General features: G+C 45.8%; 12 protein-coding genes. 7 read left to right on the plus strand and 5 right to left on the minus strand.

Annotated elements, in window-relative coordinates:
* The first annotated feature begins 368 nt into the window (after positions 1–368).
* On the plus strand, positions 369–2,249 hold the full coding sequence (locus DXD04_RS02225) for a DUF2264 domain-containing protein (protein WP_181977441.1): 1,881 nt from the start codon (positions 369–371) through the stop codon (positions 2,247–2,249).
* A gap of 446 nt (positions 2,250–2,695) precedes the next feature.
* Here the strand turns inward: DXD04_RS02225 and DXD04_RS02230 are convergent, their stop codons facing one another.
* Entirely contained in the window at positions 2,696–3,706 is a 1,011-nt protein-coding gene (locus tag DXD04_RS02230) for an aspartate-semialdehyde dehydrogenase (RefSeq protein ID WP_007559717.1), read from the minus strand.
* Between the two features lie 189 nt (positions 3,707–3,895).
* Here DXD04_RS02230 and DXD04_RS02235 point away from each other — a divergent pair, with 189 nt between their 5' ends.
* Genes DXD04_RS02235 through DXD04_RS02245 form a run of 3 tightly spaced genes read left to right on the plus strand, consistent with a single transcriptional unit; the run spans position 3,896 to position 7,419 of the window.
* The gene (locus tag DXD04_RS02235) at positions 3,896–6,040 is read left to right on the plus strand and encodes a cation:proton antiporter (protein ID WP_117670470.1); all 2,145 of its coding nucleotides are present in this window, start codon (positions 3,896–3,898) and stop codon (positions 6,038–6,040) included.
* Positions 6,037–6,762 carry a tRNA threonylcarbamoyladenosine dehydratase gene (locus DXD04_RS02240; protein ID WP_007559715.1) on the plus strand — a complete coding sequence of 242 codons (726 nt, stop codon included), beginning with the start codon at positions 6,037–6,039 and terminating at the stop codon, positions 6,760–6,762. Before DXD04_RS02235 ends, DXD04_RS02240 begins: the two co-directional genes overlap by 4 nt.
* A 6-nt stretch (positions 6,763–6,768) precedes the next feature.
* Positions 6,769–7,419, plus strand: coding sequence for an ABC transporter ATP-binding protein (locus DXD04_RS02245; protein ID WP_117670472.1), 651 nt, complete (start codon positions 6,769–6,771; stop codon positions 7,417–7,419).
* 69 nt (positions 7,420–7,488) lie between these two features.
* Here the strand turns inward: DXD04_RS02245 and DXD04_RS02250 are convergent, their stop codons facing one another.
* Positions 7,489–8,310: an endonuclease/exonuclease/phosphatase family protein gene (locus DXD04_RS02250; protein WP_181977443.1), complete on the minus strand. Its 822-nt coding sequence runs from the start codon at positions 8,308–8,310 to the stop codon at positions 7,489–7,491.
* A 214-nt stretch (positions 8,311–8,524) separates the two neighbouring features.
* On the opposite strand from DXD04_RS02250, the gene DXD04_RS02255 reads away from it, so the two are divergent.
* Positions 8,525–9,361: a CvfB family protein gene (locus DXD04_RS02255; protein ID WP_117670476.1), complete on the plus strand. Its 837-nt coding sequence runs from the start codon at positions 8,525–8,527 to the stop codon at positions 9,359–9,361.
* Positions 9,362–9,429: 68 nt separating this feature from the next.
* Here the strand turns inward: DXD04_RS02255 and DXD04_RS02260 are convergent, their stop codons facing one another.
* The 3 genes from DXD04_RS02260 to DXD04_RS02270 form a co-directional block, all read right to left on the minus strand.
* Positions 9,430–10,293 carry a hypothetical protein gene (locus DXD04_RS02260; protein WP_259299495.1) on the minus strand — a complete coding sequence of 288 codons (864 nt, stop codon included), beginning with the start codon at positions 10,291–10,293 and terminating at the stop codon, positions 9,430–9,432.
* 142 nt (positions 10,294–10,435) lie between these two features.
* Complete coding sequence (locus tag DXD04_RS02265; protein ID WP_117670480.1) at positions 10,436–11,434, minus strand: DUF4435 domain-containing protein; 999 nt, start codon at positions 11,432–11,434, stop codon at positions 10,436–10,438.
* 14 nt (positions 11,435–11,448) lie between these two features.
* Positions 11,449–12,273 (minus strand): AAA family ATPase, encoded by an 825-nt coding sequence (locus DXD04_RS02270; RefSeq protein ID WP_117670482.1) that lies wholly within the window; start codon positions 12,271–12,273, stop codon positions 11,449–11,451.
* A gap of 118 nt (positions 12,274–12,391) precedes the next feature.
* Between DXD04_RS02270 and DXD04_RS02275 the strand changes: the two genes are divergently transcribed.
* Together DXD04_RS02275 and DXD04_RS02280 are read left to right on the plus strand one after the other, a co-directional pair.
* Complete coding sequence (locus DXD04_RS02275; protein WP_117670484.1) at positions 12,392–13,321, plus strand: DMT family transporter; 930 nt, start codon at positions 12,392–12,394, stop codon at positions 13,319–13,321.
* Entirely contained in the window at positions 13,314–15,200 is a 1,887-nt protein-coding gene (locus tag DXD04_RS02280; protein ID WP_117670486.1) for an AAA domain-containing protein, read from the plus strand. Before DXD04_RS02275 ends, DXD04_RS02280 begins: the two co-directional genes overlap by 8 nt.
* Positions 15,201–15,371: the final 171 nt, after the last annotated feature.

Below are 15,371 nucleotides of genomic sequence, written 5' to 3' on the forward strand. Positions count from 1 at the left end.
GATAAGACCGTGAAATAAAAAAGTTGAAGTTTCTCTTTTTTCTCAGGATGGAAGGGGAACTTCGACTTTTTCATTCTAAACAGATTCCATAAAAACAACAATCGGAAGGGCTATCCTAAATTTTAAATGACTCTCTGATTTTTCTGTTTTTAATGGAATATAGAGTCGGAGAAATTTTTTATATTACCTTTACTTTTCGGAAAGATTCTTGTGAGAAAGAAGAAAAATAAAATCAAGAAAGTAATCTGAAATTTAATCAAATGAGAATACATGTTTTTATAATAGGAATTGCTCTGATGAGCTTATCATGTTTTGGCCTTGGTGCAACCGAAACCTCAGAGACGGTTTTTGTGTTGAAAAATAAGAATATGAGCTTGAGTCCTTATACGGGTATGACACGGGAGCATTGGAAAGAGGCCGCTCTTTATTTGTTGGAAGGGGCATTCAGTTATGTGAAGTCACCGGAAGATCCTTTGGATTTTCCAAAACAGCCGGGAAAAAGTTATCCTCGGACGCCTTCTCAAGAACCTGTGGCCCGTCTGGAGGCTTTATGCCGGACGATGTTTCTTGCGGGGCCTTTATTGAAGGAAGATCCGGAATTGAGGGTGAACGGAATACTGTTGGGGGATTATTATCGCCGACAGTTGGAATTGATGCTTCAGCCCGGCACTCCTGTCTATGTACCGATGAATCCTCCTAAAAAGAATGGTGGACAGCGGCTTGTGGAATTGGGTGGACTAGCTTTGTCGTTTATGATGGCTCCGGAGATATTCTGGAATCCCTTGTCTCAGGAGGTGAAAGATAGTTTGGCTGTGCGTATGCTGAGTTATGGTGAAGGCGGCACGTATGAGTGTAACTGGCGTTTTTTTAATGTCAATATTATGAGCTTTTTTCTGAGCCAGGGGTATCATACGGACAAGGCTTATTTGGAAGAACTGTTGCAGATATTGTTGGCTGCTTATCGTGGTGACGGGTGGTATCACGATAATCCGTTGTTTGATTATTATAGTATGTGGGCTTTTCAAATGTATGGTTCTTTGTGGTCTGAAAAGTTCGGAAAAAAATATTATCCTGATTATGCCCGGCAGTTTATGGAGCATTTCCGTGAAATTCCTGAAAACTATCCTTACATGTTTGCAAGGGACGGGAAGATGATTATGTGGGGGAGAAGTATTACTTATCGGATGGGGGCGTCTGTTCCACTTGCTTTGACGGGTTTGTTGGAAGATCCTGATATCAATTACGGCTGGATGAGACGTATTGCATCCTCCACGATTCTGCAATTTTTGCAGCATCCTGATTTTTTGGAGGATCGTATACCTACACTGGGTTTCTATGGGGCTTTTGAGCCGGCTATACAAGGCTATAGTTGCCGTGGAAGTGTGTTCTGGATGGGAAAACTGTTTTTGGCACTTTACCTTCCTGCTAATAATCCTTTTTGGAATGCAGTGGAAAATGAAGGTGCTTGGACGGATTTTGAGAAAGATAGGGTATATTGCAAATATGCGGAGGATGCTCATATATTGGTCACTGATTATCCGAATATTGGTGCATCAGAACTTCGTAGCACGACTTCTCATAGTTCATCGAATTACCATTGTGTAGAAAACTATAACCGCTTATCTTATAACAGCGAATTCCCGTGGCAGGCAGATGGAAAGAACGGAGAAGTGGCGATGAGTTACGTGGTGAAGAATAAAGAGGGAAAGTGGGAGCCTCTCCGTAATTATAGTTTTAAGAAATATGAGGACGGTTTCTATTGTCGGGAGGCTTGGTTGGAGAGCGATGAGGCTGTTTATTTCCAGTTGGCAGAACTTCCTCTTCCCGATGGAATTTTAAGGATTGACAAAGTGTCGTCTCCTTCTCCAGTAGAAGTGAGGATGGGACATTATGCTTTACCGGAAAAACAGGGAAAAATCCGTGAAAGTGTTATTCGATTGGATGGAAAGGAGACTTATGTAATTGATAACGGTGTTTATCGTTTGGGTATGACGACTTGGGAAGGTTGGAAGCAGATGGAGTTTGTCCATGCGGAAGGGCTGCATCCGGATAGTCGGAACAGTGTGGTGATTGACGCCAGTGACAGATGTGAGGGAGAGAAAGTCTATATTACGCTACAGTTATGGAGTAAAAGTGGATCAAAATATGATGATGCTTGGAATCCGGTTAGCAAGATTTGCTTTGACAAAAGTAGAAAGCAGTTTGAAGTGGTATTGAAAGACGGTAACGTGAAGCGTTTGAAATGGTAGAATTGTGAGACGGCTTTAAGTCTGTATCTAATATTATTGGTCATCAGGATTTCTCAATGTTATAGGCAATGGAAAATACTGACGACCAAAATGTATTCTGAGGGGGCTGTTCTTCCTGTAAGGTGAGCATGGTAATAACTTTTTGCATAACCAGTTGGTATTAAGGGCTGAATTTTACTTCATTTTTTACGTTTCCCTTCTCTGAACCGTATGTTTCCCGTAGCGAAAACCTACGTTTCTCGGCAAGAAACCGTACGTTTCCCTGCAGGGAAACATAGAAAACCTTTTTGCTTCATACACTATTCACAAGGACGTTTTGTGATGAAGGAAGACGAATGATGAGAAAGCTGATTTAGAAGTTGAGGCAGGAAAAAAATAAAAAAGCATTGCTTGGAGCTTAATACTCACAGGCAATGCCTTTTTTATGTCAATACCAATAAACTTAATTATCCGATATTCTTCACTTTAATCAGGTATTCAGCAATCTGAACGGCATTCAGAGCGGCACCTTTCTTAATCTGGTCACCTACAATCCAGAAAGTCAGACCGTTTTCGTTAGCCAGGTCTTTACGGATACGGCCTACATATACTGGGTCTTTTCCAGCCAGGAACAACGGCATCGGATATTCTTTCTTTTCAGGGTTGTCCATCAGTACCAGACCTTCGCCGTTGGCAAATGCTTCGCGGGCTTCTTCTACAGATACCGGACGTTCTGTTTCAATCCAGATGCTTTCAGAGTGTGAACGAAGTGCAGGAACACGTACGCAAGTTGCACTAACCTGTACATCTGAGTGCATGATTTTACGTGTTTCATTGTACATCTTCATTTCTTCTTTTGTATAACCGTTGTCTGTGAACACGTCAATCTGAGGAATCAGGTTGAATGCCAGCTGATAAGCGAATTTCTCTACAGTGACAGGCTCTCCAGCCAATACCTGGCGGTACTGTTCGTAAAGCTCGTCCATAGCAGCTGCACCGGCACCACTGGCAGCCTGGTAAGTAGATACGTGTACACGTTTGATATGAGTCAGGTTTTCGATAGCTTTCAGGGCTACAACCATCTGGATAGTCGTACAGTTAGGGTTGGCAATGATGCCACGTGGGCGGTTCAGCGCGTCTTCTGCGTTGACTTCAGGCACTACCAGAGGAATATCGTTTTCCATACGGAAAGCGCTGGAGTTGTCAATCATCACAGCGCCGTATTTAGTGATGGTTTCTGCAAACTCCTTAGAAGTTCCTGCACCGGCTGACGTAAAGGCGATGTCTACTCCTTTGAAATCATCGTTGTGCTGCAGAAGTTTTACTTCGATTTCTTTTCCGCGAAAAGTGTATTTTCGTCCGGCACTTCTTGAAGATCCGAACAACAACAGTTCATCTACCGGGAAGTTTCTTTCATCGAGCACACGCAGGAACTCCTGTCCTACGGCTCCGCTTGCACCAACAATTGCTACTTTCATTTCTTATGTTTCTTGTTTAAGTTAATAAATTCCGTGATTGTATTGCTTTCTGTATTTTAGTTAGATAGTTTTTTCTTCTCCTTGTATCCTTTGAACCGCAAAATTAAAACATTTTGGAATACCAAAGGGGAAATACGGAACTTTTTTCGTATTTTTGTCCATAAATTTAAACCGAACAGCCCCTCATATATGAAAGATTTGTTAGATTTGGTTCATCTCAATATAGATTTTCCCATCACTGATCCTACATGGATCTTTTTTTTAGTGCTGGTAATTATCTTGTTTGCTCCGATTGTTCTGGAACGTCTGCGCATTCCGCACATCATCGGAATGATTCTGGCAGGTATCGTCATTGGGGAACATGGATTCAATATACTGGCACGTGACAGCAGTTTTGAGCTTTTCGGCAAGGTGGGACTGTATTATATCATGTTCCTGGCTGGATTGGAAATGAACATGGAGGATTTCAAGAGTATCCGTGTGAAGGCTACGGTATTAGGTTTGCTGGCCTTTATCTTCCCGCTGGGTATTGGTGTGTGGACCAACCTGAACTTGCTGGGATACGGACTGATTACTTCTGTGCTGCTGGCCAGCATGTATGCCTCGCACACTTTGATAGCTTATCCGATTGTGATTCGTTACGGTATCAACCGGCAGCGGGCTGTCAGCATTGCGGTAGGAGGTACGGCGGTGACGGATACGCTGACCTTGTTGGTTCTGGCCGTCATTGCAGGTATGTACAAGGGCGATACTTCGGATATGTTCTGGGTGTGGCTGGTGCTGAAAGTCGTGGTGCTGAGCGTGGTGATTATGCTGACGTTCCCTCGCATCGGGCGCTGGTTCTTCCGTCGTTACAGTGACCAGGTGGTGCAGTATATCTTTGTGATGGCCATGGTCTTCTTGGGGGCCGGATTGATGGAGCTGATTGGTATGGAGGGAATCTTAGGTGCCTTCCTGGCCGGATTGGTGCTGAACCGCCTGATTCCGCATGTTTCTCCGCTGATGAGTCACCTGGAGTTTGTAGGAAATGCGTTGTTTATTCCTTATTTCCTTATCGGAGTGGGAATGCTGATAAACGTGAATGTGTTGTTCGGGCATATCGATTCCATTAAGGTGGCGGGTGTTATGATTGTGGTGGCACTGTTAGGCAAATGGATTGCTTCGTGGCTGACACAGAAAATATATCGCATGAAGGCGGTAGAACGGGAACTGATGTTCGGATTGAGTAATGCACAGGCTGCGGCTACTCTGGCGGCGGTACTGGTGGGTTATAACATCATTCTGCCCAGTGGAGAGCGCTTGTTGAACGAAGATGTGCTGAATGGTACCATTCTGCTGATTCTGGTGACGTGTGTGGTCAGTTCGTTTATTACGGAACATGCGGCCAAACGAATTGCGATGGATGATGCAGAGCTGGATGAAGAAAAAGAACAGCAAAAGGAACGTATCCTGATTCCGGTAGCCAATCCGGACACACTGGATAAACTGATGCAGCTGGCGCTGGTGGTACGTGATGAAAAGCGGACGGACAATCTGGTGGCACTGAATGTGATTAATGATAACAATGATTCTGTCCGGCTGGAGATGCGGGGAAAGAGAAGCCTGGAAAGGGCGGCTCAGATTGCTGCGTCGGCCAATGTCTTTCTGAAGACGGTGTCGCGTTTCGACTTGAATATTGCTACGGGTATTTTACATACAGCTAAGGAAACTGAAGCGACTACGATTGTCATTGGTTTGCATAACAAGGCCAATATCGTGGATTCGTTCTTCGGTAATCTGACGGAAGATTTGCTGAAAAATACTTATCAACAGGTGATGATTGCCCGCTTCCTGATGCCGGTTAATACACTGCGACGCATCATTGTGGCGGTACCTCCTAAATCGGAATTTGAGCATGGCTTTGTGAAATGGATTACGCACTTGTGCCGCATGAGCAGTCAGCTGGGATGCCGCTTGCATTTCTTTGCCCATCCTCAGACCTTGGGGTATATCAAGGGATATATCCAGAAGAAGCACAAGGATGTGATGACGGAATACCAGGAACTGGATAACTGGGACGACTTGCTGATTATTACAGGACAGGTGAATTACGATCATCTGCTGGTTATTGTCAGTTCACGAAGAGGGTCTATTTCGTACGATTCTTCTTTTGAACGCTTGCCCATGCAGGTATCCAGATATTTTAATAACAACAGTATCATGCTGCTGTATCCTGACCAGAAGGGTGACCCGAATGAAGCATTAAGTTTTGCCGATCCGCGTGGATGGGCCGAAACACAGTATTATGACAAGGTGGGCAACTGGTTTTATAAATGGTTTAAGAAAGATTCATGAGCGAAGAAAATAAGAAAGAATGGCAGCAGCGCACGGAATTGCTGTTAGGTGAAGAGAAGATGGAGCGTCTGCGTAAGGCGCACGTGCTGGTGGTAGGCCTGGGAGGAGTAGGTGCGTATGCGGCTGAAATGATTTGCCGTGCCGGAGTGGGACGGATGACGATTGTAGATGCCGATACGGTACAGCCGAGTAACATCAACCGTCAGTTGCCGGCCACTCATTCCGTTATCGGACGTCCAAAGGCAGAGGTACTGGCTGAACGTTTCCGGGATATTAATCCGGAACTGGAGCTGACCGTGTTGCCGGTTTACCTGAAAGATGAGGCTATACCTGAACTGCTGGACAGTGCGGCGTTTGATTTTGTGGTAGATGCCATTGATACGGTAGCTCCTAAGTGCTATCTGATATATCATGCCTTGCAACGCGGATTGAAGATTGTCAGCAGTATGGGAGCCGGAGCCAAACGGGATATCACGCAGATTCGTTTTGCGGATTTGTGGGATACGTATCATTGTGGGTTGAGCAAGGCGGTGCGTAAGCGTCTGCAGAAAATGGGTATGAAGCGGAAGCTGCCGGTGGTATTCAGCACAGAGCAGGCCGATGCAAATGCCGTGATATTGGTAGATGATGAGCAGAACAAGAAGTCTACCGCAGGAACCGTCAGCTATATGCCGGCCGTATTCGGATGCTATCTGGCGGAGTATGTAATTCGTAAATTGTAAAGTCGTATGATTCAGTTGGAAGGGATAACCAAGAGCTTTGGTGCACTTCAGGTGTTGAAGGGGATTGACCTTGAAATCGGGAAAGGTGAAGTGGTCAGTATTGTAGGTCCCAGTGGGGCGGGAAAGACTACCTTGCTGCAAATTATGGGTACACTCGACAAGCCGGACGGAGGACGAATTATATTGAACGGCACGGAGGTGAACCGTCTGAAAGAAAAAGAGCTTTCTGCCTTCCGGAATCGGGAAATCGGTTTTGTCTTTCAGTTTCACCAGCTGTTGCCTGAGTTTACGGCGGTAGAGAATGTCATGATGCCGTCTTTGATTCAAGGCAAGTCGTCGGGAACTGCCCGAAAGGAAGCATTGGATTTATTGGATTTCCTGGGATTGTCGGAGCGGGCCACACATAAGCCGGCAGAACTTTCGGGTGGCGAAAAGCAGCGTGTGGCTGTAGCCCGTGCCTTGATGAATCATCCTTCGGTAATCTTGGCAGACGAGCCTTCCGGAAGTCTGGATACGCAGAACAAGGGAGAATTGCATCGGTTGTTCTTTGAACTGCGTGACAAGTTAGGGCAGACTTTTGTCATCGTAACGCACGATGAGGAGCTGGCCACTCAGACCGACCGTACCATTCATCTGGTGGACGGACGCATCGTATAAGATAAAAAAATCCCGTCCCGGTATGTGTACCGGCGGACGGGATAAATTTTTCCTCGATTTATTAGCCTTTTAGAAAGAAAGGTGTACGATTTCCGGATTATGGTCGGAAAGGAATTTCTTTGCCTCCCGGTTTTCTTCAGGAATGTAGCTGCGCTGTACCTCTATTTGAGGAGTGACAAATATGAAGTCAATTTTCTCACAAGAGTCGGCAGGAATGCGTCCGAAGTCATGGAAGGTATAGCTGGCACCTTCTTGCTGGAGAGCTGTCTTATGCGCATCCTTCAGCACGAAACTGTTGCCGGTGATGGTCTGGTAGGCTTCCGACTGGTCGGATACATTGAAGTCTCCGGTAACTACGGCAGGCTGGTCGCCTACGATTTCTTTTATTTTCTCAATAATCAGCAAAGCGCCTTTTTTACGGGCTTCTGTTCCCACATGGTCAAAGTGCGTATTGATGGCCATAAAGATTTTTCCGTTGGTCTTGTCTTTCAGCTTGGCCCAGGTGGCAATACGGGTGCAGGCACCGTCCCATCCGATGAATCCTACACTGTCGGGGTATTGTGACAGCCAGAAGGTGTTGTTGTCCAGTAATTCAAAACGGTCTTTTTTATAGAACAGAGGGGCATATTCGCCTTGTATCTTTCCGTCTTCCCGTCCCACGCCGACTTCGGCATATTCTGGCAGACGGGCTTTCAGGTCTTCAAGCTGGTGGTGCAGGACTTCCTGCATGCCTACAATGTCCAGATTTTGTGCCTTGATGAAATTGGCTACGGTGTCCTTTCTGTATGTCCAGCTGTTCAGGCTGTCGTAGGGATTGTCGTAGCGGATGTTGAAGGTGCTCCATGTGATTTCACTGGTAGGTTGGGGAGAGTGGCATGAAGCGATGGTCATGCACAAAGAGAGCCCCAGAAAACTTCCTAAAATAGTGTAGAGTTTCATAGATATAAAGTTTAATGATGTATGTTTTTCCTATAAAACAAGTCACGGCGGTTTACCACTTACTTTGCGGCGTAAAAATAAAAATATTTTTAGTTTTTCTTTATAGGGAAGGCAGTGCGAGTATATGAGTTTTTTATGCTATCTTTGGCGGAAATAAAGAGTTGTTATGAGTCATATAAAATTAGGAAAATATAATCAGCTGGAAGTAGTGAAGGAAGTGGATTTCGGGGTGTACCTCAATGGAGATGAGGACGGTGAAATCTTGCTTCCGAAACGTTATGTGCCCGAAGGTACCAAACCGGGAGACATCCTGAATGTATTTATCTACCTCGATATGGAGGAACGTCTGGTCGCTACTACGCTACAGCCTTATGTACAGGTGGGTGAATTTGCCTGTCTGCAGGTGGCATGGGTTAATCAGTTCGGTGCTTTTCTTGACTGGGGATTGATGAAAGACTTGTTCGTGCCTTTCCGTGAGCAGAAAATGAAGATGCAGAAAGGAAAACGCTATGTGGTGCATGTGCATCTGGATGAAGAAAGCTATCGCATTGTGGCTTCTGCCAAGGTGGAGCATTATCTTTCTACGGAGAAGCCGGAGTACCAGCCGGGACAGGAAGTAAATGTCATGGTATGGCAGCGTACGGATTTAGGCTACAAGGTGATTGTAGAAAATCAGTTTAGCGGTATGCTGTTCCATAACGAGGTGTTCCAGCCTTTGGAAGCAGGAATGCACCTGAGTGCTTTTGTGAAACAGGTACGTCCGGATGGAAAGATTGATTTGGAATTGCAGAAGGCCGGTGCCCGGAAGGTGGATGATTTTTCCGAAGTATTGCTTCAGTACATCAAGGATAATGACGGATTTACCCCGCTGAATGATAAGACTGATGCGGAGGTGATTTACCAGACCTTCGGTGTAAGTAAGAAGACTTTCAAGAAAGCGGTCGGTGATTTATATAAGAAAAGACTAGTGGTGCTGGAAGAAGGGGGTATCCGCTTAGTCTGAGACTTTTTTTGATATAAAAGGAAGTGCTGAACCTGGAAAAGATGATTCCTGATTCAGCACTTTTTTATTTATAATCGTTTGGAGAGAGATTTACGCTCTTTTTCTTTCATGTTGCTTTTTTCCCGGATTTGTTTCGGACGCATTTTGTCGGGACTTACTTCCGGGCGTCGGGTGGGTCTTTCCTGAGGCTTGAAGCCTGGGGCCTTGTGAGGATTCTGAGGGGGACGTGCCTGCGGTTTGTGGTCTGAATGCTGAGGCGGGCGATAATTGGGTCTGCCCACTGAGACAGGTCTCCGGTCCGGACGAGGTGCAGGCTTCCAGTTGGGCTTCTGCGGAGGACGATTGCCCGGACGTGGTCCGGCAAAGTCGTGCGGTCGCATCTGCGGACTGATTCGGCACGGACGGCTGTACACTGGATGGTGGTAGCGTGCAGGATAGTTACGCCGGTAGTAGCTAACTCCCCCGAAATGTGACCGGCAATGTCCGCCCCTGTAGGTCAGGTAATGACGGGGAGGTCCGAAGTAGAAATGGGTTCTGTTCGGATAAATTTTATACACACGCAGATAGCATACGTTATTGATGGCATAAATGGGACGGAAGAAATATTCAATATCGATGAAGCGTACGTATTCGGCTTGTGAAAGTACCCATCGCAGGTCGTCGTTTCGTTCGTCCAGGTAGCGGTAATATGCATCCATCGCACGAGTGTCGGCAACGGCAATGCCAGAAACGTATGGACCTATATTGCAGAGAAAGTCGTAATTGATTTCGTACAGGTCGTTGTACTGGTTACTGTTGAGGTGCAGTTCAAAGGCCATTCGGTCGGTCAGGAAACGGGCATTGACCCGGAAGTCGCCCAGACCGGATGCGTAGCCCCGGATTGTGCTCAGGCAAAGGGCCAGCAGGCAAAGAATAAATGTTCTTGTTCTCATAAGCATTGTCTTTTCCGGCTGAGAGTGTGATTCCTCCAGCTTTGTTGATAGCACAAAGTTAGCGGAAGAAAATTCTCCGGTCAAGATGAAAACGCCCATTCTTTTGTAGGGGATTTCCTATAATTGGATAGGGAAATACCGGCTAACGGATGATTTTGAGAAATTTCTCGATGTCTCTCCGTATCATCTGGTACAAAGGAGATTCTTTGTAGAAATTGTTTCTGTGAATAACGACTTCCACGCCTACCTGACTTCGTTGGTAGCTGGTCAGCTCGTTGTGAAGCTGCATGTCGTGGAGGGCCAGGTCATGGATTTGCTGTTCTCTTTCCCGGCGGAGTACGGTACATACGGGAATGAGCAGTCGCAACACTACATTGTCCATAATGTGATGGCCTTGAATAAACATATAGGTATTGTCTGGATGAACTCCCAAGCGGTCGAATTCTTTTTTCATGCTTTCAATTTCTTCCAGTGCTTCCGGATGATGGCGTTCCAAGTCATGCAGCTTGCGGTTGACCTTTTTGGCCATGGTTTCCAGACTTCGTTCCGGATGATGAGTGCTAACCTGATCAAGCTTTACATAGGAACAGAAGTCCAGCAGGGAGAATTCTGACAGAATATGTTTCCGGTAAAACCAGACAGACCATACAAACAGCGGATAAGCTATCTGGGAATAAAGTTTCATGAATTCCGGGAAATTAATCAGCTTATGGTCGTTCAGTGTAGCCATGACGCAGATTTCATGCAACCCTTCGGCATAGCAATGGTAGTTCTCAATGGCGTATGCATAGGTCTGCATTACGTAGGGATTTTCGATGATGTATCGGGAGGTGTTGGTACGTCCTTGCAACAGGTAGTCATAATCGCTGTCTACGCAGGCAATCATATTTTCGCCTAATTGCTTCCCGAGCTGGTTCATCAGTACGGTTTTCTTACCTTTAGCCAATGAAGTCTGAGAGGGGAGCATGACTTCGAAATAGCGGGTATTGTCTTCGTATTCCGCAAGTATGGATCTCCAGAAAGAAATATCATCATAGCTTTCTACGTAGGCCACGATTTTTCTTCTTGCACGCTTGGGCTTAAGGCTGTTAGCCGCTCCAATGTACAGGGAAGAAAGGTTTTCAGTCAGTCTTTTTCCCATACGGCTACATGTTTTTAAAGGGTTGTAATGTCACTCACTTCGGTAACGGCGTCCATCCATCCGTTCATGATAAGTGCCGGAGAATGGGTAGTCAGTATAATTTGTACATTCGGATTCAGGCTTCGGATGAGCGAGATAAGCCGTTGCTGCCATTCTACATGAAGTGAGATTTCGGGTTCGTCCATAAAGAGGGTACATGGTTGGTTGTCCTGCACCAGTACGGTGAGCAGGATGACCAGCATCTGCTTTTCACCAGAAGAAAGCTGATAAGGGGTTAATATGTCGCCGTCTTGTTCAAACTGTATTTCATTGCTCTGGCGGAGAATCTTTTTTCCCGTTTCACTGAACAGGTCGTCTACCAGGTTCTGGAAATGGGTTTTAGGCAGAGAGATTTCGGTTGCCTTGGCCTGGTTTTCGGGCTTGCCGCTGGTCAAAAGCTCGATAATCCGGTTGCCGATGTTCACTTGATAATCCAGATAGCGTCGCTGCAGGAGATAAAGCTGCCAGTCGAGTTCAGTTTTGACATTCTGGTTACCGATTTTTTCCAATAATCCGGAACTGAGTAGCGGACGGTCAAAACTTCTTATCACATCGAAGTGGATATAAGTGGCATCTTCCGGATAGAAAGTGAAAGACACTCCCAAATGAATGCCATTACTCAGGGCTCCTCCTTCCAAATCACTCAGCCGACGGACAGAGTTGTTCAGAATCGTACTTTTTCCGATACCGTTTACTCCACTCAGGATGTTTACATCCGGGCGTAAATCCCAGGCAATGTTTTTCCGGCCCCATAAGCCCTTTATCTCAATGCGCTTGATATATTCAGCTTGCTTTTTCATGGACTGTATTTTTTAACGCGTCAAACAAAAATAGAAAATTCCCGGGAATAAATCAACGCCCGACCGGCCCTTTTTTCAAAAACCTCGTAACTTTGCAGAAATTTAAAAAGACGAAATCATGAAAGGTTCTGTAAAAGCTCATATTTCATTGTTATTGGCTGCAAGCATGTGGGGATTGATGTCGCCGGTAGGCAAGGCAGCCATGGAAGCGGGTATTACCGGACTCACACTGGCGAATATGCGTATGATAGGAGCGGCCGTGTGTTTCTGGGCTACTTCTTTCTTCGTAAAGCAGGAGAAGGTCAATCCGCACGATTTGCTGATGCTGTTCTTTGCTTCCTTGTTGGGTATTGTCTGCAATCAGGGATGTTTTACATTCGGCTTGTCACTTACTTCTCCGGTCGATGCGTCTATTATGACTACTACCATGCCGATTGTGACCATGATTTTAGCGGCTCTCTTCCTGAAAGAACCCGTCACTCCGAAAAAGGTGGTTGGAATATTTCTCGGGTCCATCGGTGCATTGACCTTGATTCTGAGCAACCGGGGAGGAGATGCAGAAGGGGGCAGCGTATGGGGGGACGCCCTCTGCATGGCAGCTCAGATTAGTTTTGCCTGCTATCTGACCATTTTTAAGAAGCTGATTGCGCGTTATCACGTGATTACGTTGATGAAATGGATGTTTACTTATGCGGCGATATGTTTTATACCTTTCTCTTATCATGACTTTTCAGTGATGGACTGGGTATCTTTCCCGGTAGAAGTCTGGCTGGAAGTCGGTTATGTCATACTCTTTGGTACGTATGTGGCTTATATTTTGATGCTGGTCGGTCAGAAGTCCTTGCGTCCTACGGTAGTCAGTATGTATAACTACATGCAGCCGGTTGTGGGAAGTTGTGTAGCCGTACTTGCCGGTATGGCAACTTTCGGTTGGGTGAAGATTGTAGCGGCGTTGTTAATTTTTACAGGTGTCTATGTGGTGACGCAGAGTAAATCGCGTGCCCAAATGCTGGCAGAAAGCAAATCAAATGTAGAAGGAAATGAATAAGGAAGGTACTCAAATAAAATCGCCTGTTTTATACTTGCAGCATCACTATGAATTGCTGAAATTAGAGTATGAATACGAAAAGGATCAGTTCCAGCAGCAGACGGAACTGATGGGAATTGGGCGAAAAATCAAACGGGGCATGTGCTGGTATCCGTTATCGCTGGGACGGAGCTATTACAATGCCTTGAATCAGTTGGTCATTGAAGTAGAGCGAAAAGAAGACAAGGAGATAGAGCATCTGTTTGAATATGGGAAACCGGTTTGTTTCTTTACGCAGGACATGTCGGGGAAACTGACTTACCTGAATTTCGTAGCTACGGTGAATTACGTGGAGGAAGACCGCATGGTAGTCATCTTGCCGGATGCCAATGCACTGCTTACGCTGCAGAGCAAAGAAGTGGTCGGGGTACAACTCTATTTTGATGAAACCAGCTATCGCCTGATGTTCGAGGCACTGAAACAGGTCATTTCTGCCAAGAACAACCGACTGGCAGAGTTAAGGGATATTTTTCATGGTATGCAGCCCGTATCTACTTTCTCTTTTCAACCCGTACGTTTCCCCTGGTTGAACGCCACACAGGATGAAGCAGTGAATAAAGTCTTGCATGCCAAGGATGTGGCCATTGTGCACGGTCCTCCTGGAACAGGTAAGACCACTACGCTGGTAGAGGCTATTTATGAAACACTTCATCGTGAAAATCAGGTATTGGTATGTGCTCAGAGTAACATGGCTGTCGACTGGATTAGTGAAAAGTTGGTAGACCGTGGTGTCAGCGTGCTCCGTATCGGAAATCCCAGTCGGGTAAACGATAAGATGCTGTCGTTTACGTACGAACGTCGTTTTGAGTCACATCCCGACTATCCCCAGTTATGGAGTATCCGTAAGGCGATTCGTGAACTGTATACCCGTAGCCGGAAAGGAAATGACCGGGAAAGTATCCGGCAAAAAATCAATTCACTGAAAGACCGCGCCACGGAACTGGAAATCCGTATCAATGAATCCTTATTCAGTGAAGCGAGGGTGATTGCCTGCACGCTGGTGGGTAGTGCCAACCGCTTGCTCACCGGACAGAAGTTCGGAACGGTATTTATCGATGAGGCGGCTCAGGCATTGGAAGCAGCCTGCTGGATTCCGCTTCGTAAAGCCGACCGGGCGATTTTGGCTGGCGACCATTGTCAGTTGCCGCCTACGGTAAAGAATCCGGAAGCCTTGCGTGCGGGGTTAGGGCATACATTGATGCAGGCCATCGTGAAAAACAAGCCGGAGGTGGTATCCTTGCTGAAGGTACAGTATCGTATGAACGACGAAATTATGCGTTTCTCGTCTGACTGGTTTTATGGAGGAATGTTGCAGTCAGCTCCTGAGGTGAAATACCGTAGCATTCTGGATTTTGACACGCCGATAGAGTGGGTAAATACGGAAGGCATGGACTGCAACGAGGAGTTTGTAGGTGAAAACTACGGACGAATCAATAAACCGGAAGCTGAATTGTCCATCGGTCAGTTAAAGGAGTACATCACGAAAATCGGTCGGGAACGCTTTTTAGAAGAACGGATTGATGTGGGATTGATTTCTCCTTATAAGGCTCAGGTGCAGTATTTGCGTCAGCTGGTAAAGAAAGATGCGTTTTTCAAGCCTTATCGCTCCTTGATAACTATCAATACGGTGGACGGCTTTCAGGGGCAGGAGCGTGATGTGATTCTTATCAGTCTGGTACGTGCCAATGAAGACGGTCAGATTGGTTTCCTCAATGACTTGCGCCGCATGAACGTAGCCATCACCCGTGCCCGTATGAAACTGATTATTCTGGGCGATGCTTCCACATTGACCAAGCATGCGTTTTATAAGAAGCTTTACGAGTATATAAGTGAGCTATAGGGAAATAGTCATGAAATAAAAGATACCTGAATTACTTCGTTTTATGCACTATTTAGGGACGATGTAGATTGTATGTTATACACTTATTGTTATATTTGCAGCAGATAAGTTAGCTATAGAAGTGATTTAAACTTATGTATATCAATTAAAATGTTGTCAAACAGCGTACAA

Origin of the sequence: Phocaeicola plebeius (genome assembly GCF_003437535.1) — a bacterium.
GTDB classification, from domain to species: domain Bacteria; phylum Bacteroidota; class Bacteroidia; order Bacteroidales; family Bacteroidaceae; genus Phocaeicola; species Phocaeicola plebeius_A.